At 45.7% G+C, this 23,755-nt stretch carries 17 protein-coding genes; 9 read left to right on the top strand and 8 right to left on the bottom strand.

From position 1 onward, the window contains the following. Window positions 1-169: 169 nt before the first annotated feature. The 4 genes from AOT11_RS00530 to AOT11_RS00545 all read left to right on the top strand — a co-directional run bounded on the left by AOT11_RS00530 (window position 170) and on the right by AOT11_RS00545 (window position 4,727). Window positions 170-1,075 carry a LysO family transporter gene (locus AOT11_RS00530; RefSeq protein WP_017420180.1) on the top strand — a complete coding sequence of 302 codons (906 nt, stop codon included), beginning with the start codon at window positions 170-172 and terminating at the stop codon, window positions 1,073-1,075. 197 nt (window positions 1,076-1,272) lie between these two features. After that, window positions 1,273-1,785 carry a hypothetical protein gene (locus AOT11_RS00535; RefSeq protein ID WP_017420181.1) on the top strand — a complete coding sequence of 171 codons (513 nt, stop codon included), beginning with the start codon at window positions 1,273-1,275 and terminating at the stop codon, window positions 1,783-1,785. A gap of 115 nt (window positions 1,786-1,900) precedes the next feature. Then, a complete protein-coding gene (gene panP / locus AOT11_RS00540; protein ID WP_026050252.1) occupies window positions 1,901-3,562 on the top strand; it encodes a pyridoxal-dependent aspartate 1-decarboxylase PanP in 1,662 nt (553 codons plus the stop codon). A 310-nt stretch (window positions 3,563-3,872) separates the two neighbouring features. Further along, the gene (locus AOT11_RS00545; RefSeq protein WP_011080654.1) at window positions 3,873-4,727 is read left to right on the top strand and encodes a MurR/RpiR family transcriptional regulator; all 855 of its coding nucleotides are present in this window, start codon (window positions 3,873-3,875) and stop codon (window positions 4,725-4,727) included. Window positions 4,728-4,790: 63 nt separating this feature from the next. Here the strand turns inward: AOT11_RS00545 and AOT11_RS00550 are convergent, their stop codons facing one another. Then, complete coding sequence (locus AOT11_RS00550; RefSeq protein ID WP_017420183.1) at window positions 4,791-6,038, bottom strand: iron-containing alcohol dehydrogenase; 1,248 nt, start codon at window positions 6,036-6,038, stop codon at window positions 4,791-4,793. A 274-nt stretch (window positions 6,039-6,312) separates the two neighbouring features. Between AOT11_RS00550 and AOT11_RS00555 the strand changes: the two genes are divergently transcribed. The 4 genes from AOT11_RS00555 to AOT11_RS00570 all read left to right on the top strand — a co-directional run bounded on the left by AOT11_RS00555 (window position 6,313) and on the right by AOT11_RS00570 (window position 11,428). After that, a complete protein-coding gene (locus AOT11_RS00555; RefSeq protein WP_011080656.1) occupies window positions 6,313-6,576 on the top strand; it encodes a GrxA family glutaredoxin in 264 nt (87 codons plus the stop codon). Between the two features lie 111 nt (window positions 6,577-6,687). After that, window positions 6,688-8,025, top strand: a complete 1,338-nt coding sequence (locus AOT11_RS00560; protein WP_011149570.1) for an IS4-like element ISVvu3 family transposase — start codon at window positions 6,688-6,690, stop codon at window positions 8,023-8,025. Between the two features lie 163 nt (window positions 8,026-8,188). Further along, window positions 8,189-9,871: an aspartate:alanine antiporter gene (locus AOT11_RS00565; protein WP_026050378.1), complete on the top strand. Its 1,683-nt coding sequence runs from the start codon at window positions 8,189-8,191 to the stop codon at window positions 9,869-9,871. Window positions 9,872-9,991: 120 nt separating this feature from the next. Further along, window positions 9,992-11,428, top strand: a complete 1,437-nt coding sequence (locus tag AOT11_RS00570) for an IS1182 family transposase (protein WP_017428762.1) — start codon at window positions 9,992-9,994, stop codon at window positions 11,426-11,428. A gap of 168 nt (window positions 11,429-11,596) precedes the next feature. Here the strand turns inward: AOT11_RS00570 and fabV are convergent, their stop codons facing one another. The 7 genes from fabV to AOT11_RS00605 form a co-directional block, all read right to left on the bottom strand. Then, complete coding sequence (gene fabV / locus AOT11_RS00575) at window positions 11,597-12,799, bottom strand: enoyl-ACP reductase FabV (protein ID WP_017422189.1); 1,203 nt, start codon at window positions 12,797-12,799, stop codon at window positions 11,597-11,599. A 180-nt stretch (window positions 12,800-12,979) separates the two neighbouring features. Further along, complete coding sequence (locus AOT11_RS00580) at window positions 12,980-15,265, bottom strand: acyl-CoA dehydrogenase (protein ID WP_017422190.1); 2,286 nt, start codon at window positions 15,263-15,265, stop codon at window positions 12,980-12,982. Between the two features lie 62 nt (window positions 15,266-15,327). Then, entirely contained in the window at window positions 15,328-15,954 is a 627-nt protein-coding gene (gene psrA, locus AOT11_RS00585) for a TetR family transcriptional repressor PsrA (protein WP_026060815.1), read from the bottom strand. 470 nt (window positions 15,955-16,424) lie between these two features. Beyond that, window positions 16,425-17,570 (bottom strand): Na+/H+ antiporter NhaA, encoded by a 1,146-nt coding sequence (nhaA, locus tag AOT11_RS00590; RefSeq protein ID WP_017422192.1) that lies wholly within the window; start codon window positions 17,568-17,570, stop codon window positions 16,425-16,427. 275 nt (window positions 17,571-17,845) lie between these two features. Then, entirely contained in the window at window positions 17,846-18,970 is a 1,125-nt protein-coding gene (locus AOT11_RS00595; protein ID WP_017422193.1) for a lipocalin-like domain-containing protein, read from the bottom strand. Then, on the bottom strand, window positions 18,971-21,424 hold the full coding sequence (locus AOT11_RS00600; RefSeq protein ID WP_017422194.1) for an ABC transporter permease: 2,454 nt from the start codon (window positions 21,422-21,424) through the stop codon (window positions 18,971-18,973). Continuing rightward, window positions 21,405-22,076: an ABC transporter ATP-binding protein gene (locus AOT11_RS00605; RefSeq protein ID WP_020480155.1), complete on the bottom strand. Its 672-nt coding sequence runs from the start codon at window positions 22,074-22,076 to the stop codon at window positions 21,405-21,407. The genes AOT11_RS00600 and AOT11_RS00605 overlap by 20 nt, the downstream gene beginning before the upstream one ends. 238 nt (window positions 22,077-22,314) lie before the next feature. On the opposite strand from AOT11_RS00605, the gene AOT11_RS00610 reads away from it, so the two are divergent. Then, complete coding sequence (locus AOT11_RS00610) at window positions 22,315-23,745, top strand: DUF2867 domain-containing protein (RefSeq protein WP_026060816.1); 1,431 nt, start codon at window positions 22,315-22,317, stop codon at window positions 23,743-23,745. Window positions 23,746-23,755 lie beyond the last annotated feature (10 nt).

The following is a 23,755-nucleotide window of genomic DNA, read 5'->3' on the forward strand; positions in this document are numbered from 1 at the left end:
TACGCCACTGAGTCCTCTCTCAACTTAGCATTCTAAAATTTAAGGCTTTCTATTGAGATGTGGTGGTTACTTCACATTAATTTCATGATAGTTTTACACCGTTGAATGGACTCAACGTCCCACGTACATATCTAACATTTCGCACTACTAATTTTACTCGGGAGCCTGCATGCTGTCAGGGATGCTGTTTATCTTCGCCCCACTTGTGGTGGGGTATTTAATACCAATCGCTAATCCTTCTACACTGGCTAGGATCAATAAGATTACATCACATCTGATCTATGTGATTTTATCGCTGATGGGATTAAGTTTAGCTGCGTTGGACAACCTAAGCGCCAATTTACAGGTCATCCTCACTTACACTGGCACTTTTTTCCTTTGCTTAGGTTTGTGTAATTTAGCAGCGCTTCCTCTTGTTGATCGTCTTTTGCCCGTAGAGACAGATACCTCACAAAAAAAACCACCTCTTTCAGCCATGGCAATGGAGTCCTTAAAGCTTATTTTTGTTGTCGGTGGCGGCCTACTTGTTGGCTTAATGTTGCCGTTCAGTTTAGATTGGGTAGACACCGCCAGTGAGTGGATTCTTTTCGTTTTACTTTTCTTTATTGGCATTCAACTGCGTAACAGTGGCCTAACTCTAAGGCAGATTCTCCTGAACAAACAAGGTATGGTCATCGCTTTAGTCATCATAAGTACCTCAATGATTGGTGGCCTAATTGCAGGTAAAATTCTCGATATTCCGACTTATCAGGCGCTTGCCATGGCATCGGGTTTTGGTTGGTACTCACTGGCGGGTATTTTGATGGGAGATGCCTTTGGTCCTATCTTCGGCGGAGCATCCTTTATGATTGAACTACTGCGCGAATTGTTAGCGCTGGTGGTCATCCCTTTATTGATCCGTTCTCGCCCCTGCACCGCAATTGGCTACGCTGGCGCAACTGCGATGGATTTTACTTTGCCTGTAATTCAAACCACGGGCGGAGTACGTTGTGTTCCCATAGCTATTGTAAGTGGCTTTATTTTGAGCCTATTAGTGCCGGTATTGATGCTATTCTTTGTGTCACTTGCTAGCTAGATCGCATGATAGTGGATTCATTTCCGCTACACTAGCGAGCAAAAATAATAACATACCTAAACTACTGGGATTTGCAGGTAGACGGTAAACCAATGGACTTCCATGCAGATAGATTACTGTTTTTGTGGAGTCATTGAACTTGACCCGATCCACTGCAGCTTCACGTAGGAAGGATATCGCTCAAAAAAGGAATCACTATGAAACGCTTCGTTGTTGCTCTAATGCTAGCGTCTACATCATCTTTTGCATTGGCAGCGAATGACCAATGTTTGGCCCAAAAATACGATGCGTACATCGATGCATCACTAAACTGGTATTCAGATCTTGCTGAGCTCACTAGCAGCAAATACCCAGATTTAACCGAAGTCAGCAACTGGTTTTTAGAAGGTCGAAAACATCATTTCGAACTCAACCGAGCTGCCGTTCACTATTATCTTAAACATGACCCAAGCCGAGTATCCGTCGATAAACCGATTGAAAGTTGGCTTCAGCTTGAACAGAGTGATATTAAACAGTTGGCGAGTCGTAGCGATGAACTTGGTCAAATTGCACAACGCACGTTTAATGATCGTCAAGCAGCAAATCATGAGAAAAACTACGAACTTCGCTCTGCTTTCGCCGATCTATTGAGCCATCCTCAACAGATCGACACTGCCTTGTCGCGATACAATAAAGCTATCGCAAAAGTAGACGAAGTTAAGTGTCAATAAGCCTTTCCCTTTCTTTTCAGTAAACGATGATTTGTTAATTAAAACGGGACATTGTTCCCGTTTTGGTTTAGATTGTCTCGCTCGAACGACTACTATAATTAAATCGATTTGTTATATGGCAATGGAACAAAAAACCGCTGATGTCAGCTTTGATAGCCTACTGAAGATCTTCACTATCCCAGAGGGTCCTGATTCAACACTGACTCAAATCGAAGCAAAGCTCTCACAAAACTTAAACAAATTCCTCGGTGAACACATCGTGGCAGAAGAAAAGCCTTTACGTGAAATCGAGAAAGACTTTTCTTCTGCTCAGATCCCAGAGCGACCGTCCTTTGTCTCAGACCATACTGAGCACCTACTCGATACTTTGGTATCGCACTCTGTGCATACATCGTCACCCAGTTTTATCGGTCATATGACTTCTGCGCTCCCATACTTTTTGATGCCTCTATCAAAAATCATGATTGCGCTAAACCAAAACTTGGTAAAAATCGAGACATCTAAAGCCTTTACGCCGCTAGAGCGTCAGGTTTTAGGTATGTTACATCGCTTAATTTATTCGCAAGATGAAGCGTTTTACTCTCATTGGATGCACAGTGCAGAGCACTCCTTAGGGGCTTTTTGTTCAGGCGGTACCATTGCCAACATCACTGCCCTTTGGGTAGCTCGCAACAATGCGTTACGTGCGCAAGGCAACTTTAAAGGAGTCGAGAAAGAAGGGCTTTTCCGTGCTATGAAACACTATGGCTACGAAGGCCTCGCCGTGTTGGTGTCTGAGCGCGGTCATTACTCCCTGAAAAAAGCCGCGGATGTCCTAGGTATTGGCCAAGCAGGTTTGGTTGCCATCAAAACCGACGAAAACAATCGTGTTTGCCCCGATGCACTCGAAGCGAAAATTAGAGAGTTACAAGCGCAAAACATCAAAGCATTTGCCGTCATCGGTGTAGCAGGAACAACGGAAACGGGTAGCGTCGACCCATTGGCAGAAATGGCAAAAATTTGCCAAAAATATGGCTGTCATTTCCATGTTGACGCGGCTTGGGGCGGCGCAACATTAATGTCAAACAAGTATCGCTACCTACTCGATGGTGTTGAGCTTGCCGACTCTGTGACGATTGATGCACATAAGCAGCTGTATATCCCAATGGGCGCAGGCATGGTGCTATTCAAAGATCCTAACGCCATGAAATCGATCGAGCATCACGCTCAATATATTCTGCGAAAAGGGTCTAAAGACTTAGGTAGTCACACACTAGAAGGCTCTCGTTCAGGCATGGCAATGTTGGTTTATGCCAGCATGCATATCATCAGCCGCCCTGGTTACGAACTGCTCATCAATCAAAGTATTGAAAAAGCAAAATACTTTGCTGATTTGATCAAACAACAGGATGATTTTGAACTCATCTCTGAACCTGAGCTTTGTCTGCTCACTTATCGCTATATCCCAGCACGAGTGAAACAAGCCTTGGCTGCCGCCAACGCAAAACAGCAATTAGAACTCAACGAGTTACTGAATGAGCTGACCAAGTTCACTCAAAAACGCCAACGCGAGACAGGTCGCTCATTTGTATCGCGTACACGCCTTAATCCCGCACAGTGGTCTCGCATGAACACGATTGTATTCCGCGTTGTGTTGGCAAACCCACTGACCGGCTTTGACATCCTTGAATCAGTGTTGGAAGAACAAAGAAATATCATTGTTCATCAAGCACCAAATCTGTTGGCAAAAATCAACAGGTTGGCTGATGGGATTCTAACCAGCACTCAGTTGAACTGAGTCCAAACAAGTAACAGCAAAATGAAATTTTCTTTCGTTTTGCTGTAACTTCAACGTCAATATTGTGCCAGACTAAGAGCAATTACGCGCTTGAACATTCAGTTTTGTAGTTTAAACAAAATTTTGTTTGAGGCTTGTCAAATTCTCACCAAATAGTATGGCTATTTGGTTTAGACCCATTGAGTAATAGGTTTATACTCATTTCATGGCGCTGATAGCCGTTTATCAATTGAGGTATGCACTTTGCCCAAGAGCAGTTGTTGCCCAATGATAAAATCAGCGAGTTGTTCTCTATGCCCTCGTGAACACTATGAACACATTAGAAAAAATTCAAAAAAATCTGGAGAATTTCAGTAAATCTGAACGCAAGGTTGCCGAAGTAATCATGGCGTCTCCACAAACAGCTATTCACTCTAGCATTGCTACATTGGCTAAAATGGCCGATGTCAGTGAGCCTACGGTTAACCGTTTTTGCCGTCGCTTGGATACGAAAGGTTTCCCTGACTTTAAACTGCACTTAGCACAGAGTCTGGCGAATGGTACCCCTTATGTAAACCGTAACGTCGAAGAAGACGATGGCCCTGATGCCTACACGCATAAGATTTTTGAATCGACCATGGCGTGTTTGGATGTTGCTAAAAATAGCTTAGATCCCATGCAAGTGAATCGTGCCGTGGATTTGCTAACTCAAGCAAAACGCATCTCTTTCTTTGGATTGGGTGCCTCTTCTGCCGTGGCGAAAGACGCGCAAAACAAGTTTATTCGATTTAATATTCCGATTACCTGTTTTGAAGATGTTGTGATGCAACGCATGAGTTGCATTAACTGCAGTGACAATGACGTATTTGTTCTCATCTCACATACAGGCCGCACTAAGAGCTTGGTGGAGATTGCAAATCTTGCTCGAGAGAATGGCGCAACGGTCATCGCAGTGACCGCAAAAGATTCACCTTTGGAAAAAGCGGCCTCATTAGCCATCTCTCTCGACGTACCAGAAGATACCGACGTGTATATGCCAATGGCGAGTCGTGTGGTTCAAATGACCGTCATCGATGTCCTCGCGACGGGCTTTACTTTACGCCGAGGAACCGGTTTTAGAGAAAACCTCAAGCGTGTCAAAGAAGCGTTGAAAGACAGCCGATACGACAAACTTACGCATTTCTAATCGCAAGCCAATTCTAGTTGAAAGCGATACTCTCAATACGAATCACGGAGCCAGACGGCTCCGTTATTTTATCTCATTACCCATTGCGAGATGGTAATCTTCACTCTCGATAAACTGTGCGCATCCAGTGGCTTCTGGCTGGGTTTGTTCAGAACGCAAACGGCACTGACAAACTTGCTCCAATATATAGATCAACCTCGCTTTGGTCAGTGGTAACGGGTTTCCTTTAATCGCAACTGAGCGCAAGGCATCTTCCGCGACCGCATCAAACGATGTCGAGCAGACACCGAACTGACTCAGCTCAGGAAGTTGCAACTTATCCAGGACACCTTTAACCCATTCCACGCCATCTAACTCGCTCGCTTCACCGCTTTTTGTCACCAATCGAGCCAAAGACTTATAACGAGAAAGCACATCGGCTCTGCCCGCTTCTCGCGCCGCCATAATGTTTTCGTTCATCACATGTGGCGCTAGCTGCGCAGTGATGACACTGTGTGGTGCATCCAGCTTTCCACCAAGGGCTGAAGCTAAACCATGAGCTGCACCTAATTTAGCATTGGTGATCGCCATTCCACCGAGCATTGCGGAAAATGCCAAGTCTGAGCGCGCTTTGTAATCATCTTGTAAGCAACCCGGAATGATAGAGTGGCTTAGTCGTCGTAGCCCTTCTTCACATATCATATCCGTGAGCGGATTCGGCTCACCACAGACATAGGCTTCCATTAAATGGGTAAAGGCATCCATCGCGCCACGGCCGGATGTATAGGCATCTGTACCATAGGTGAGTGTCGGGTCGACTATCGCCACATCGGCAAGCATATCTGGACTGCGCAGGCTCACTTTCACTTTATCTTGGCCCGATTTTAATACCGCATTTCTCGTCACTTCCGAGCCAGTGCTGGCCGTCGTTGGAATGGCAATAAAATGTATGGGTTGTGTTTTTAAGGGCACATTTCTACCCACCACTTCAACATAGTCGTACACATCACCTTGATTGGGAATGATCGCAGCCAGCGCTTTTCCCATATCAATGACGCTTCCGCCACCAATAGCGACAACCATGTCCGGCTTGAACTTTCTACCTATGATGGCCGTTTCCTCCACCATGGTAATATTAGGTTCACCGCTGATCGCGACATGCTGATAGCGAATATTCTGTGATTTGAAATAGCCAATAATAGGCATCGCCCTTGCAAGATCTTTTCCTGTGACCAATAAAGCGCTGTAACCAAACTGACTGAGGATAGAGAGTGAGGACTGTAACGCGCCTTCACCAAAAATAATTCGTGTTGCGGTCATAAACTGGAACATACTGCATTGCCTCTTAATAGTAGAAACTACGAGTAAAATCTTACGTGTCGTTTCACTTTGCCTATCTTTGTATGTAAAAAAATTGACCAAGTGCAATTTGTTGCCAATAACCTTAATTTTTATAAGACTTTATAGCCCGCCTCACACTGTAGATTGGGAAAACTGTTTAACTCTTATTCAATAGTTTTTTCCTATCGAAGCAACAGGCATTTGTCTCTTTATTTCCGCTTACGGATCGGGCATAGTTGCGGTATCAAAATAAAGGAGAAAGAACATGTTCGTAGTAATTTTTGGTCGTCCGGCATGCCCTTATTGTGTTCGTGCAAAAGAACACGCAGAAACTCTTAAAGCAAAGCGCGACGATTTCAACTACCGTTACGTTGACATTCAAGCGGAAGGCATATCTAAAGCTGACCTAGAAAAAACCGTTGGCAAACCAGTTGAAACGGTGCCACAAATCTTCATCGATCAACAGCACATCGGTGGTTGTGACGACTTCGAAGCTTACGCAAAAGAGCATCTTGGTCTGTTCGATTAATCGAATCTAAAAAGCCCGCTTCCAAGCGCAATGTAGATCAGATAAGGATCGGTTGACCGATCCTTCTGATGAGAGACAATCGGAAACCTGTTTATAGGTTTCCGATTTTTTATGTCTATCCAAAACTATTTTGCTGACTTTCTTGAAGAGAGTCCTGTTGATGTCGCTCAGCTAACCACCTTCTCCGAGCATATTCCTGATGAGTGGGTTGCTAAAGCGGCAACACTTTCCGATAAAGCGACAATTCGTCGACGTCGTTTACCTAGTGATATGGTTCTTTGGCTTATTGTTGGAATGGCGTTTTTCCGCAATGAGTCTATTGCAGAAGTCGCACGGCGAATGAATGTCTGTGCCGAGGGCTTAGCCGATGAGGAACTGCTAGCTAAAAGTGCTTTAACGCAAGCAAGGCAACGCCTTGGTAAAGCTGCTCCAGAATGGTTGTTTAGACAATGCAGTCACACATGGGGTCTAGAGCGTTACCCCGAGGATACTTGGCAAGGCTTACAAGTCTTCGCTATTGATGGGGCTCTTTTTCGAACCGCTGATACATCAGAACTAAGAGAACATTTTGGGTCAGGTAATACATCCAGCGAGAGGCAGACACCTCATCCAGTACTTAGGGTGGTGACCATGATGAATGTTCGCTCACATGTCATTGTAGACGCAGCTATAAGCCCCTATCGTCGTGGTGAAATACCGCTTGCAATGCCCTTTATTGACTCTCTACCTGATAACTCAGTGACTTTACTAGATAAGGGGTTTTATGGCGCAGACTTACTTCTTTCTCTCCAAAATAGTGGCTCCAACAGGCATTGGTTGTTACCAGCGAAGAAAGGGGTGAAATTCAGACTTCTGGACGATGAAGAGAGCGACGACATGTTGGTAGAAATGAAAGTCTCTCCACAGGCTCGCAAGAAAAATCCTAACCTACCTGAAAAATGGCAAGTCAGAGCCGTTACTTATCAAGTACAAGGTAAGCACAAAACAGTGTTTACGTCTTTGCCTAGGGAAGAGTACGATGCGGAATCAGTAGCCGAGCTTTACCATGAGAGATGGGAAATTGAGTTAGGGTACAGAGACATAAAAAGTTCGATGCAGCACAACGCGTTAGTGCTGAGGAGTAAGACGGTCGAGCTTGTCTATCAAGAGTTATGGGGGCTGTTGCTTGGTTATAACTTGGTAAGACGAGAAGCCAGTCAAGCGGCCGTAGCACATGGTCGAATGGCCAATGAAATCAGTTTTAAATACGCTTGTCAGTTCATCGCTAGTCAACTGAAAGTAATGAGCAAAGCGGTATCTCCAGGTAATACACCGAAGCGTCTAAAAAGTCTGCGCGGAGACTTATCCATCCTTTTTATAGACAAACGCCCTAAGCCAAATCGGCCTAGGGCGGTAAAAATATCAAAGACCCGATATCCTGTTAATCGCAAGGCAGCTCCTCTTAAGTGAACTACATTGCGCTTCCAAGCGGGTTTTTTATCACTTTTTGTTGTCGCTGGTTCAAAACAACATAACTAATTACAGAACTTAAAAAATTTCACTTATCTTTTATTGATATTTCGTTACAATCCGAGTTTAACCCTGTTCCTGAACCAAACTTTTGAGCGACAACGTGAACATAGACGTCGTACTTCTTCTTCAACAAAATCCAATACTGCTGATTTTTGTTGTATTGGCTATTGGTCTTGCCTTTGGAAAAGTCCGTATTGCAAACATGCAATTAGGAAATTCAATTGGTGTCTTAATTACTTCACTCATCATGGGGCACTTGGGCTTCTCGTTTAATGCAGAAGCGCTCACCATTGGCTTTATGCTGTTCATTTACTGTGTTGGTATTGAGGCCGGCCCGAACTTTTTTGGTATTTTCTTCCGCGATGGAAAACACTACTTCACACTGAGTATGGTGGTGTTGGTGACAGCGGTGTCTATTTCTTATTTTGCTAGCCACTATATGGGCCTCGATTTTGGTCTCTCTGCGGGGATGATGGCAGGCGCCTTAACGGCGACTCCGGTCTTGGTAGGCGCACAAGATGCGCTCAACTCAGGATTGGCAACCATACCGAGAAACATGGAGTTTTCAATGGTTTTAGAAAACTTGTCTGTCGGCTACGCCATGGCTTACCTTGTTGGTCTTATTAGCATGATTATGTTCGCTAAATTGCTACCAAGATTGCAAAAGCAAAACCTCTCTGATTCAGCGCAGCAAATTGCTCAAGAGCGTGGATTGGGAGGCTCAGGGCAACGTAAGGTTTACCTACCGATTATTCGAGCTTACCGAGTGGGCCCAGAGCTGATCAACTGGACTGATGGTAAAAACCTGCGCGAACTGGGCATTTATCGTCAAACTGGCTGTTATATCGAGCGAATTCGACGCCATGGCATCCTCGCCCACCCAGATGGCGATGCTATTTTGCAAGAAGGTGATGAAATTGCGTTGGTAGGTTTTCCCGACAGCCACGCTCGTCTCGATCCAAGCTTTCGTAACGGCAAGGAAGTGTTTGACCGAAACCTTCTTGACCTTCGTATTGTTGAAGAGCAAATAGTCGTTAAAAGTGATGCCATCGCCGGCAAACGACTGTCAGAGCTCCATCTCTCTGAGTACGGCTGTTTCCTAAACCGAGTCATCCGCGCACAAATTGAGATGCCTATGGACCTCGATATTGTCCTTGCGAAAGGTGATATTTTGCAGGTCAGTGGTGAAAAGAGCCGTGTGCATGGCCTTGCAGAACGAATCGGCTTTATCTCGATTCACAGTCAAATCGCCGACCTACTCGCCTTCTGTAGTTTCTTTATCTTAGGCATTATGTTCGGTTTGGTTACCATGACATTTGGTCAAGTCTCTTTCAGTTTGGGCAACGCAGTCGGCCTACTACTTTCAGGTATTACCTTAGGTTTCTTACGAGCAAACCACCCAACATTTGGTTATGTACCTCAAGGGGCACTCAACATGGTCAAAGATTTGGGGCTGATGATCTTCATGGTCGGCATCGGTTTAAGTGCAGGTGGAAAAATGGCGGAGCATCTGACACAAGTCGGTCCGCAGATCATTGGCATCGCGTTTTTGGTCAGCGTCGTTCCGGTCTTTTTCGCTTATTTGGTTGGGGCTTATGTACTGAAAATGAACCGAGCCCTGCTATTTGGTGCCATCATCGGCGCGAGGACATGCGCACCCGCAATGGACATTGTTAACGAGTACGCCAAATCAACAATTCCAGCATTAGGTTATGCCGGCACTTACGCAATTGCCAATATCTTAATGACCTTAGCGGGCACCATTTTGATCATACTCAGCTAACCAAACACACTCTTTGGATACAAAAAAGGCGCTTACAAGCGCCTCAGACTGCTGACAAAGGTCTAGCTTTCGAGCTAGACCTTTGATCTAATAGGGGTATCGAAATATGGATACTCCGATATGCTTCAAGAACCGACTCCGCAACAATACGAACTGGAAATGGTGACGATGGAACAGTTAGTTCCTAAAAACCATTTAGTGCGCAAAATCGATAATGCTATCGACTTTGAATTCATTCGTGATGAAGTCGCTCATCTTTATTGTAAAGATAATGGGCGTCCACCTGTTGACCCTGTTCGTCTCTTCAAAATCATCTTGCTTGGTTATATCTTTGGTATAAAAAGTGAGCGTCAGCTCGTTAAAGAAATTGAAGTGAATGTCGCTTACCGTTGGTTCTTACGGATGTCATTAACAGAGAAAGTCATCCACGCTTCGACTCTAAGCCAAAACCGCATTCGTCGCTTTAATGGCACGGATGTATTCGAACGTATTTTTATCAATATCGTAGAGCAAGCCATGACGAAAGGCTTGGTCGCGGGTCAAGAGCTCTTTACGGACAGTACTCATCTCAAAGCGAACGCCAACAAGAATAAACACACCAATAAAGTCACGGCGGTTCGCGCGAGTGCCTATCTTGATATGCTGGATGACGACGTCGCGTTAGACCGAGAAAAAGCGGGTAAGAAGCCTCTTAAGGCTCGTGAATCAGAGTCAAAAACAAAGAATACCAAAACCAGCACCACTGACCCAGAGAGTGGCTTCATGACTCGTGATAATAAGCCACAAGGCTTCTTCTACCTCGACCATCGAACCGTTGATGGTCAACATGGAATTATCCTCGATACCTATACCACCGCGGGCAACATCAATGACTCACAGCCTTACGTTCAACGCTTAGATTACACGCTTGCTACATTCCAATTGAACCCGATAGCCGTTGGACTGGATGCGGGCTACTTTACCGCTCCAGTGGCGGAGTCACTTGAACGTCGAGGTATTCTTGGCGTGTTCGGTTATCGACGTCCATCGAGAACGAAAAATGCGTTCAAAAAGAAACACTTTACTTACGATGCGCAAAGAGACTGCTACCAGTGTCCGAATGGTCAGGCGTTGCTTTATAAAACCACGTCACGCGATGCCTACCGAGAATACCACTCAGACCCGAAAGAGTGTGCGTTCTGTCCAATGAGGGATGACTGTACTCAAAGCAAAAACATGAAGAAAGTGATTACTCGGCATATCTATAGCGATGCCGTAGAGAGAGCAAATCAAATGCGGCTTTCTTCCTATGGTAAGAAGACCTATCGACGTCGAAGTGAAACAGTAGAACGGAGCTTTGCAGACGCTAAGCAACATCATGGTCATCGTTATGCACGATTCAGAGGTCTAGCTAATGTGCAAATGCAGTGTTGGTTGGCAGCGGCAGCCCAAAACATCAAGAAGATAGCGTTGGTGGTGAACTATCTACGAAAAATGGGCTTAAATATGGCAGAAATAAGGCAGATACTTGCTTCTGTATACCCATGTAATGAATGGGAACTTCTGCGCACGATATAACAAAAAAAAATCACGATCGCGACCTACGGTCGCTTCCAAAAAAGAACCCCACTTAAAAAGCGGGGTTCGTCATCAATCTGAGGCGCTTACAAGCGCCTTTTTTATTCTATTTCTCTGTTTCGTTGAGAGTAGCACAACCCTGTTTGGTGCTGCGCTACGGAATAGAAACTAGATAGCAATAAAATCCGTTGCAACGTCTGGGTTAACGTCTGCTTCGTAATCTACGCCATCAATACCGAAACCAAATAGCTTCAAGAACTCTTCTTTGTACTCAACGTAGTCAGTCAGCTCTTTTAGATTCTCAGTGGTGATTTGTGGCCATAGGTTGCGGCAATGTTCTTGAATATCATCGCGCAATTCCCAATCGTCAAGACGAAGACGGTTCTTCTCATCCACTTCTGCTGCACTGCCATCTTCTTTATACAGACGCTGGCTAAACATGCGGTAGATCTGTTCCATACAACCTTCGTGAACGCCTTCTTCACGCATCTTTTTGAAGACCATCGCGATATACAGAGGCATCACTGGAATCGCTGAACTTGCTTGAGTCACAACAGATTTAAGCACTGCAACATTTGCACTACCGCCAGTTGCAGAGAGTTTCTCGTTCAGTGCAGACGCTGCACGATCGAGATCCATCTTCGCTTTACCCAGCGCACCATCCCAGTAGATAGGCCAGGTTAATTCAGTACCGATGTAGCTGTAAGCAACGGTTTTGCAACCTTCTGCCAGCACACCCGCTTCTGCTAGCGCATTGATCCAAAGTTCCCAATCTTCACCACCCATAACCGTTACCGTGTCTTGGATTTCCTGCTCAGTTGCAGGTTCCACACTGGCTTCAATAATGATGTCTTTGTTGGTATCAACCGCCGTTGAGGTGTAAGTTTGGCCAATAGGTTTTAGCGCCGAGCGAATAAGTTCGCCCGTTTCTGGTAACTTACGAACAGGCGAAGCCAAAGAGTAAACAACCATATCCACTTGACCCAAATCTTCTTTGATTAGGTCGATTGTTTTTTGTTTTGCTTCGTTAGAAAACGCATCGCCGTTTAAGCTTTTTGCGTACAAACCTTCTTCACGAGCTAGTTTCTCAAATGCCGCTGCATTGTAAAAACCTGCGGTGCCTGGTTTCTTCTCTGAGCCTTCTTTTTCGAAGAAAACACCGATAGTGGCCGCACCACCACCGAAAGCAGCTGCAATACGAGAAGATAAGCCGTAGCCACTGGATGCACCCACAACAAGTACACGTTTTGGTGCGTTTTTGATAGGGCCTTGTGCTTTGGTGTAAGCAATTTGTTCTTTTACATTAGCTTCACAACCCACTGGGTGCGTTGTAGTACAGATAAATCCACGAATTTTAGGTTTGATGATCATATTCAACTTCCTTTAAAAAACTGTGTAAGGATAAAAGGTTCGTCGCCTATTCGCATCTAATTTCTGTAAAAATGCGCTGAAAATGCAAGTGGTTGGAGCTCTATGCACCAATTTCTATTGCAAACCATACGAAAAGCACCTCGTTTGAGGTGCTTGGTTCATCTCTTCACTACAATGGCGCTACGCCGCGCTGGTTAGCTTCTTTTTTTTCTCAGGCGCATTGGTGAGCGTCTTTGAGAAGTCAAAGCTGAAGTGATCCACTTGGATCGCTTGGTAACGCAGCTTATCCGCGGCTAAGATTTTATCTACTTCACGTTGCGTTAGCACATCGGCGTCTAGCGCTTGTTGCAGACGCTCAGCCAGCAAGCCTTTACGGGCCACTTTGCCATCTTTTGCCGCTTTCATCAGCTTACGCTCTAGCGGTTTGATGTCGTACATCGCTAGGAATGCTTGCTCCATCAAACCAACACTGTCGTCTTTCTCTTTGCCGATGTAACACAAGTTAGTCAATCGGTCGCGCTGCACGCCAGGGGTCATCATCGCTTCCGCAATGTCCACACAGAGTTCATCGCTTGGTTTGGCAAAGTGATTACCTAGTGGGAATAGCAGCCCTTTGAGTACGCCGCCGACATATTTCACCGGGAAGTTAGCATAGGCTTCGTTCAACGATTTCGCTGCGTGATGCAAACAGTGCTGCACTGCGTAATGAACGAAGTTGAGATCCGATTGTTGACGACCTTCATCTTCATATTTTTTCAATGCCGCAGAGGCCATGTAGAGATAACTAAGGCCATCACCCAAGCGTGCAGAAATCATCTCTTTGCGCTTAAGTTCACCGCCTAGCGTTAACATGGCAAAATCGGCACTGACCGCCAAGGCGCGACTCAGACGAGTCATGTCTTTATAGTAACGTTGCGTTGGGCCGCTCATTTGCGCTTTTACAAAGCGTGAGCCTGTAAGCGCTGCACCTAAAGCGCCGAGAGTATTGAACGTGGCGTGCTTAATGTGCTTAAACAGCAACTCGTCAAATTGTTTCGCACCTTCTTTGGCATCTGGGTTCGCTGCGGCTTCCATTTCTTTCAAAACGTATGGATGGCATCGCGTTGCACCCTGACCAAATATCATTAGGTTACGAGTGAGGATGTTAGCTCCTTCGACCGTAATCGCCACTGGAATACCAAGATAATGGGTCGCTAGGTAGTTCATCGGACCATCTTGAATCGCACGGCCAGAGTGAATATCCATAGAGTCATCAAGAATCGTTCTCGCCATCTCCGTCATATGATACTTAGCAATAGCGGTTACGATCCCAGGTTTTTCCTTCAGATCGAGTGATGTTGTGGTCAAAGTACGAGTGGCTTCCAATAAGTAGGTCAAACCGCCAATTCGTCCCATCGCTTCTGCAACGCCTTCAAACTTACCGATAGACATGCCAAATTGCTTACGCACATAGGCATATGCCCCCGTTGTGCGCGTGGTCAAATGACCAATGGCCGTGCCAAGCGCAGGAAGTGAAATACCACGCCCAGCTGATAAACACTCCACCAGCATGCGCCAGCCTTTACCTGCGTAATCCGCACCACCAATCAGCCAGTCCATCGGGATGAACACATCGTGGCCACGAGTTGGGCCGTTCATAAACGCCAGACCTAGAGGATCGTGACGCTCACCAATCACCACACCTTCATGATCGGCTGGAATCAAGGCACAAGTAATCCCAACATCGGTTTTATCACCCAACAGATGATCAGGGTCTTGAAGTTTAAATGCGAGACCAAGTACGGTCGCGACAGGGGCGAGTGTGATGTAACGCTTGTTCCAACTCAAACGAATACCAAGAACTTCTTTGCCTTCATGCATGCCATAGCAAACCACGCCTTGATCGGGAATGCCACCAGCATCCGAGCCAGCTTCTGGACCCGTCAATGCAAAACAAGGAATGTCTGTACCATCGGCAAGACGAGGTAACCAGTAATCTTTTTGTGCCTGTGTACCGTAGTGAGAAAGGAGCTCACCAGGGCCTAATGAGTTCGGTACCATAACCGTCACGGCGGTACTGATACTGCGTGTCGCAATTTTGGTTACTATGGTTGAGTTCGCCAGTGCGGAAAACTGACGGCCACCATATTTCTTCGAAATGATCAGTGAGAAAAAACGCTCTTTACGTAAGTATTCCCACACCTCTTTCGGTAAATCACGATCTTCTTTCACGATCTTATGATCATCAAGCATTTCAAGCAGTGTTTCTAGCTCGTTATCAATGAAAGCTTGCTCTTCAGCCGACAAGGTCGGTTTCGGATAATGATGCAGTTTGGAGAAATCTGGCTTCCCAGAAAACAGCTCCGCGTCCCACCAAACACTTCCCGCTTCCATTGCTTCCTTCTCTGTTTCAGACAAAGGAGGAAGTACTTTTTTGAACATTTTAAATGCAGGGTCGCTGACCCATTTTTTTCTTAGAGAGCACATAGTTCAGATCCTTTTGTTCACTTGGTGGAACCTGTTGGTCCTTGTTTGTTTTTTAATAATAGCTACTCAGCGGACATGCCGGCTGAGAGATAGGGAATCAATAGATCAACGACAGATTTCACGTCGGTCTGTTGATTAAATTTACTGTCTGCAATTTCCACCAACGCTTGGCTAGAAGCCATGGTGAAAACACACGTGCCTAAAGTGAAGTGCAAACGCCAGAATAGTTTTTCTTCCGTCAACGCTGGGTTGGCTTTTAGGATGGAGGCGATAAAAAGCTCCAGCACCTCGGCATAACGTGTCGTGATAAACCATCTTAGATGGCCCTGCACATCGGTATAGCCTCGACCAATGAGAAGCATGAAAAGGCTGGTGCCATTGGGCCTGACATCATTGAGCTCTCTCAGCGGCAATCGAAGCGACTCAAACACTTCATCCATCGTATAGCACTCCTGACTGTTGAGCTGCGTCAGGGATTGCTTTACCGCAGGCATCAGAGCCTCCAAGTAACGGTTCAGTACTGCACGAACTAAGGTTTTCTTATCGCCAAAATGGTAATTCACGGACGCAAGATTAACGCCTGCTTTACCCGTTATGGTGCGCAACGACGTGTCATTAAAACCGTATTCCGCAAATAAACCTTCGGCTACATCAAGGATTTTTTCTTTTGTACTGCTTCTTGGAGCCATTTTAATCACCCGTATCAAACAACTGTTTGAAATATACGTTTGACACCATAAATTAACAAGCAATTAACATCACACTTTTCAACATTGGTCCGACCAGATTCAAGCACTTCACTCTATCTGGCTGTTTTTCTGTTAAAAATTGCTGGAGAAAAAATTTTTAAAAAAATGGGGAACTGTTTAAAAAAGGCAGGGTCTGAATAGATGTAACAAAAAGGGCAATTTAAAGTTCTACTGGCCGTCAAACTTGTTTCTTACTTTCTGTTACGTTGCTGCTTTATCTTATTAACTCCTATGTTTGTATCTGCCCAGACCCCATTGGTACTGGGCTTTTTTTTGTTTGTCACTCTCTGTTCAGCCTCAATTTAAGACGGCAAATAGTTAAGACAGCCAATAGAAACCAAAAAGCCTCTGCGATAATCGCAGAGGCCTCTGAGTTTATTGAATCAGTCTATGGTTTAGCAGTCTCTCGTTTAGCTGATTGCTTTCTCACTTTCCGCCGCTGTTTTTGGCAGCGATACATGCAGTAGGAAATAACCAAGCACAGCCGCTGTCGTTGATCCCATCAAGATACCTAGTCGTGAATAAGTATCGAAGTCTGGATTTGCACTACCAAACGCCAACGATGAAATAAAGATCGACATGGTAAAACCGATACCACAGAGCACTGACACGGCAAAGATATGCTTGAAGTTCACACCGTCAGGCAATTTAGCCACACCAAACTTCACCGCTGCCCAGCTAAACGTAAAGATACCCAGTGGTTTACCAACCAATAGCCCTAGCGCAATACCTAGCGGCAACATGGAAGTCAAGCCAGAAAGAGACACCCCTTCAAGCGAGATACCAGCGTTAGCAAAGGCAACATATGGGTGAAGCGCATGTTCCATGTGTTTCAACGGAGAGTGCTCACCTTTTTTACCCTGTAATGGGATAGAGAAGCCAATCACAACACCTGCCAAAGTCGCATGGACTCCAGATTTCAGTACCGCAACCCACAAGATAAAGCCGACAACGATATACCAAATTAACTTTGTCACATTCTTAGCGTTTAGCATGAACAAGACACCCGTCATCGCGAATCCAACCGTCAACGCAAGCGTCGACAAATCACCACTGTAGAAGAGTGCAATAATCACAACGACGCCCAAGTCATCGATGATCGCTAATGCCAAAAGGAACACTTTAAGACTGACAGGAACGCGCTTACCTAGCAGCGCCATGATACCCAACGCAAATGCAATATCGGTCGCTGCTGGAATTGCCCAACCTTTAATCGCTTCCGGATCGTTTCCATTAAAAGCAACATAGATAAGCGCTGGTGCCAACATTCCCCCCACCGCGGCAATCGCTGGGAAGATCGCAGTTTCACGCGATTTCAATGCACCTTCTAATAATTCACGCTTAACTTCCAAGCCGATAAGCAAGAAGAAAATGGCCATTAGGCCATCATTGATCCAATGAGATACTGACATACCAAATACATAAGTATGCAAAATCGCTTGGTAACTTTCATTGAGAGGCGAGTTTGCAAGCACCATTGCGATCGCGGCGGCGATCACAAGCAAAATGCCACCAGCAGATTCCATTTTGAAAAAGTCACGAATGACATCGTTCATGATTTCACCCTTTTATTTATAATCGTAATCAACGAACTTTGAAGAATGTAAGCAGTGTATATATAACCATTTTGTAGGAATAATCGCTTGTTTGGATATTTCACTTCGGTATTTCCGATGTAAGCAATTACCTCAGCCAACCACATTCTTAGTTCATCGACATTCAAGCCATTGAAAAGATTATAGCCAATTCGTTAAACGGATGTTAGTAAAGCGATTGATTATTCATAAATCGTAACAGATAAAACAATGGGCTCCATCAGGAGCCCATTGTTTTAATAACCCGTTAATTGCATAAAGCCTCTTCCGGACTTGCTACCGGCCACATTAATTGGCCCTTCCCAATAGGGAATCAAAAAGGGTAACCACATCTCTTGCTGTATCGCTTTCGTTTGCACGTAGATGTCTTGACTTGGAATTTCAATCGCCCATTGCAATGGAATGCGCTTCCCGTCCGCCAGCGTTGTGTAGAGGATCGGATAAACCGTCACATCCTTTTCCGTTAACGGTATGACTTTGCCAGACGACGTTGATAGCGTACCAAAAATATAGGGAACTCGACTTTGATGACGGTAACGGCTGATGCTCAGTGCCTTGTCATTGTCGAGGTTGAAGGTGAACCAATCCCACCCTTGCTGCCCTTCTTCGAAAAGATTGCTACCCCACTCTTTTTGTAGCCACGCATTGCCCGTCACTTCAATACGACGCCCTTCTAAGAACATACTGCCTTTTACATCGAGAAACGGAGCGCTAATGCTGAATGACGCAACCGACTCGAGATCGTGTTTAAGTTGATAGCCTTTATCACCATTGAGAACAAAGGGGCCAGCCGTCCTCGTCGCCAGCTCCAGCGAAAAATCATCGGTTGCTATTGTTAGACTTCCTGGAAACGGTGTTGTCCCCAACGAGCGCCATGTCCAGTTATCGATCCACATACGAAAGGGTTTATTGGTTGCCCCTGCTTGGCCTATCCCTCCTCGAGCCACACGCTGCTCCCGCCAGATCTTTTCTTTCCCCGTCAAAACAACGTTAGCAAGATAAAGCTGAGGGTTTTGCCAACCGCTGACTTCTCTTTCATCAGTCGCGATACGGATCAGGCTAAACTGGACAGTGTAGAATTGACCAAATTCGTCTTGCAGCGTTGCAAAATAGTGCCACCATTCATGCTGGTATTGCTCATGAAATTTGAAATCTTCCGGCAAAGAGACTTTTTTATTGGGTAATACAGGTTCAAAGATCGTTTTGTCCTGTATGCCCAAAGAGTTGTTCAGTCGATATTCTTGCGCCTCATTGGTGCCAGATTGAGACCAATAAAAGCCCATCGCAGCTGTCACCATAGCCGCCAAAAGAAAAATGAGCATTAATGCAAGATTATTGGATTTTCCAGCTAACCACTTCATCTAGAATGAATCCCTTAATGATTTCATTGGCGTGTTCTTAACCAGACGGATAACGGGTAATGCACCAGCAAGCATAATCGCGATCATCGCCCAAAGAATGGTCTCTCCATACTCAATTACATCAATTTGCAATTGCAAAGACCAACCAAACGACTGCTTAATCACTATATCCACCACCAACGTGGCAAGCGCCATACCGAGTGGAACCGCGATAAGGGCGGAAATCACGCCGAACACAAATAGCTGTAAACCACCAAGGATGATGAGTTCTTTACCCGAAACACCCAGACATCTCAAAATAGAAATATTCTTTTGACGGCTCATCTCTCCGGCTAACGTCGCGAAGAAAAGGCCAAACACGGCGATCACCAGTGTGATATTTCCTAAGGTATCGGCAATAGCAAAGGTATGATCAAAGACTCGCATCGCTTGACTATAAATGTTGTTGTTATCAAACACTCGTTCAGACGTCAGTCTAAAGATGTTTTCCAAGCGATGCTTGAGGCCCTCGCCATTGACGTTGTCTTTAAGCAACACGCCTAAGCCCACGTTGCCAGAGCCTGCAAATGCATACAGCCAGTTGCGATGAGACAGCAGCACTTGATTGTAAGGATTGCCGTAATCGTAATACACCCCAACGACCAGCCACCCTCCACCTAATGGCGCAGCGAGATCAAGATAATCGCCGGGTCTGATATCAAGTTTTAACGCCATCGATTCACTGATCATGACGCTTTTACTGTGATGTAAATGATACCAATAATTAGGCACACCCAATTTTACGGTTAGTGCTTCCAATTCGCCGTCGCTTGGGCCAGTACTGACCACTTGAACGATATCACGCTCATCCGCCAGTTCTTTCTCCCAACGCCACCAAACTTCATCCACTTCCGGTTGGGCTTCAAGCCAGTTACTCAACCTCGCCGCGGAATTGTTGGTTGGATAAATGTAAAGATCCGCAGCTAAACGCTGAGTTAACCACTTATCGGTGGTGTCTCTAAAACTGCCGACCATGGTTTCGACGCCAATGTTGGCCGCCAACGCCAACATAAACGCCATCATAGCGACACCACGATAACTCATACTGGCAGCCATATCGGCGAAAAACCAACGTAAATTCACCCAGCGCAAAGTATAAGAGAAGCTGTTAAATACCTTCCACATTAAAAAAGGCATGAACAGCGCCACACTCATCAACATCAGTGCAATGATTGTAAAGCCCGATTCTGGTGTCTTCGGTGCTTGATAAACGGCAATCGCCGCTACGGCGAAACCACAAGCAGCGAGAGCTTGCCAAGCGAACTCTTTGCCTGCAAAACGCACCAACGATAACTTAGCGGACAGACGAATGGGCTGAGATTTCAACAAGCGAATGAGCGGCCACAAGCACGATATTAATGCGCCAAGTACCGCCAGAAGCAAGCTGTATAAGCTCGACTCCCAGCTCCAACCAATCGACAAGCCCACGTTAGCATCGTACAAATCCCCTAAACTCGCAGAAACAGCAGGGATCAATTCATTTGCCAAAAACAGCCCTAAAACATTTCCGCAAGCCCAAGCAACTAAGACCAAAATGGTCAGCTCGAGCAATAAAGCTTTGGCTAACTGCATGCCAGTCACACCCGTTTGTCGCAAAATACCCACAAGCGGCTGACGCTGGATAAGCGATAACGACATCGCTTGATAGAAAATAAATAAGCCAACGAGGAAAGAAAGCATCCCCATCGCGGTCAGATTAAGGTGAAATGCTTTGGTCAATGATTCCAGTTCATCTTGGCTGTTTCGAACCAGCGTCAAACCATTGGGCAAATAACGTTTAAGATGCTCTAGCTTCTCTGGTGGCATTTCTGCGCAAGCGATCACCGATAAACCAGAGCTGCGTTTTAGCATGCGCAACAATGAAATGTCAGCGACCATACGGCTGCCATTTAAGCGTTGTTCACGGTCAACACGTAAAGGCCCCAACTGGCTGCCATCTTCTAAAGCAATAAAATCGCCATCTTGCCATGCCATGTGTTCAGCAAGATCTTGGCTAATAAGAATGGGATAAGGTGGATTCATTAACGCCAGTGAAGTGGCACGATTTAAAGAGGTCTCTTTCTCCAACTGCAGCATGGCAACCGGATCCATACCGATCAACGTCAGCCCCATACCATCTGCCGTTTTGATATGGTGCATATCAAATGGCGTACATTGCTGAAAACCGGCTCGGCGTAATTGAATATAAAAACCTTGGGGAATCTTATTGGCGCTGTGCTTTGGGCGAATGCGATATGGCAAAGGGTTATTGAAGAGTTTCTCGCCGTTTTGATAGCTTTCTTGCGCATGATGGTTAATAGCTGTGACGCCAACCAATAAAGACACACCTAACGTGAGGCCAAGCCACACCAATAAAATTTGTAGCGGGTAACGTCTGTAGTGACCGAGTAGTGCCTTAACTACGGGCCATAACATGCAGTTGCCCCCCTTGCAGACGAATCATCCCTTCCATGTGTTTGGCCACTTTTTCACTGTGCGTGACCAACAATAAGGTGCAGTTTAGCTGACGGGTAAGCGAGGTGAGTAAGCGCATAACCGCTTCGGCATTGCGTTCATCAAGGCTGCCTGTCGGTTCATCCGCCAACAGCAATTTGGGTTCCATATACAACGCACGAGCAATGGCCGCTCTCTGCTGTTGTCCCCCAGACACTTCTTCCGGATAGCGCCCAAGAAGCGGCATGAGATCCAAAGCCGATAAAATTTGGCGCCACAACCCCTTATCATCAGGAAGGCCCTTTAATTGGCGGCAAAAACGAATATTGTCGGCAATATTGAGTGTTGGCAACAGGTTGAATTGCTGGAAAATATGCCCAATATTATTTCGGCGGTAGGCAGTTCGAAGATGCTCTGGAGCATCGTTCATAGCAAATCCCGGAAACATAATTTCGCCAGAATCAACAATGTCGAGACCGGAAATCAAATTCAACAAAGTGCTTTTACCTGAGCCACTTTCCCCCATCAAAGCAAGTTGTTCCCCTTGCTTTAGGGACAATTCAGCACCTTGTAGTACGGGATGAAACTCGCCTCCATCCACATAGCCTTTACATAGGTCTGAAAGTTGTAGCATTGATCTAATCACTTTATTGCTTTGAGAAATTGGAACCAGAATCTACACTAAAAACCTGATAACCGGAAGTATTTTGAGCTCTACATCACGCTATTTTGGTTTTCTTTTGCCTTGAATCAAAACCCCTCCTTTTTAAGTCACTTACCGACAAAATAGACAGCAAGCGCTTGAGTCGACAATGAAAATGCGACAACATGAAAATACTCAGACAGATGCATTACTCGTTAAGGAAAACGGAATGAAAAAAGTGCTGGTGTTAGGGGCCTCTGGCTACGTTGGTTCACAGTTGATCCCAAAGCTTCTTGAACAAGGTTATCAGGTCACGGCGGCGGCAAGGCACATAGATCATTTGCGAGCGCGAGTGCTGCCCCACCCTTCTCTGACTTTTCACTACCTCAATCTGGCCGATCAAGAACAAACCCATGCACTGATCCCCCAATTTGAGCTCATATACTTCCTTGTACACGGCATGGCGCATGGACACGACTTTGTCGACTACGAGTTATCGCTTGCCGATCATTTCTACCAAGCACTTGTGGGCAGCAATGTTAAGCACGTCATTTATCTCAGTGCCATCCAACCCCAATCGGGCTGCTCGCAGCATTTACTGGCGAGAAAAATGACCGGGGATGTGATTCGCAAAGCCAATATCCCCGTCACCGAGCTTCGTGCAGGCGTTATCATTGGCCCAGGCTCTGCCGCTTTCGAAATTATGCGTGATTTTGTTTACCACTTACCCGTTTTGATCGCACCGAAGTGGGTCGACTCAAAAGCCAACCCTATTGCATTAGAAAACTTGAATCACTACTTACTCTGTTTGGCAGAAGAAGACGTCAAAGAGAGTGCCATGTATGAAGTTGGTGGTCCTGATACCCTCTCATATAGAGAACAGTTTCGTTTAATTTGTCAGGCAACTAAGCGCCCTTTTCGCTTGGTTTCCACCTCACTACTTACGCCTAAAATGGCCTCCTATTGGCTAGGGTTGGTCACATCTGTACCGAGCAATATCGGCAAAGCCCTTTTGGCAGGCTTAGAGCACGACTACATTGCCAGCTCCCAAGCAATAAGAGAAAAATACCCTCAGCCACTGATTCGTTACCAAGACGCTGTGGCTCAAGCGGTTAAAAATGAAGGTACTTTCGTGAGGAGCAATGTTTGGGGATTTGATCCAACCGCACTTCAACGTTGGCAGCCAGGCTACGGTTACTACGCCAAACAGGCAGGAGCAAGCATACGCACCCAAGCAAGCGCAGAGTCACTTTGGAAGTGGGTGCAAAAAATTGGCAATCGCAAAGAGGGGTACTTTTTTGCCGATATCTTATGGCGCACTCGAGAATGGCTCGATGTGCTCTTTGGTGGCTCTCGGCCTATTCGCCGCTCTCCACTCGGTCCCGAGCTAAAAGTTGGCGACTACATCGATTCTTGGAAAGTAATTCGCTGTGAAAAGCAGCAATTTCTTTCGCTGTTTTTCGGTATGAAGGGACCAGGTTTAGGTCGACTCGAGTTTACCATCCACGATCATGGCCATTATCGGGAGCTCAATGTCACCGCGTGGTGGCATCCGCAAGGTTTTCCGGGCCTGCTTTACTGGTTCGCCATGATGCCTGCTCACCTGTTTATTTTTAATGGCATGGTGAAAGCGATCGTAAAAAAGGCGCTAAACCATTAGCGCCTTCTCT

The organism is Vibrio vulnificus NBRC 15645 = ATCC 27562, from assembly GCF_002224265.1.
GTDB lineage: Bacteria > Pseudomonadota > Gammaproteobacteria > Enterobacterales > Vibrionaceae > Vibrio > Vibrio vulnificus.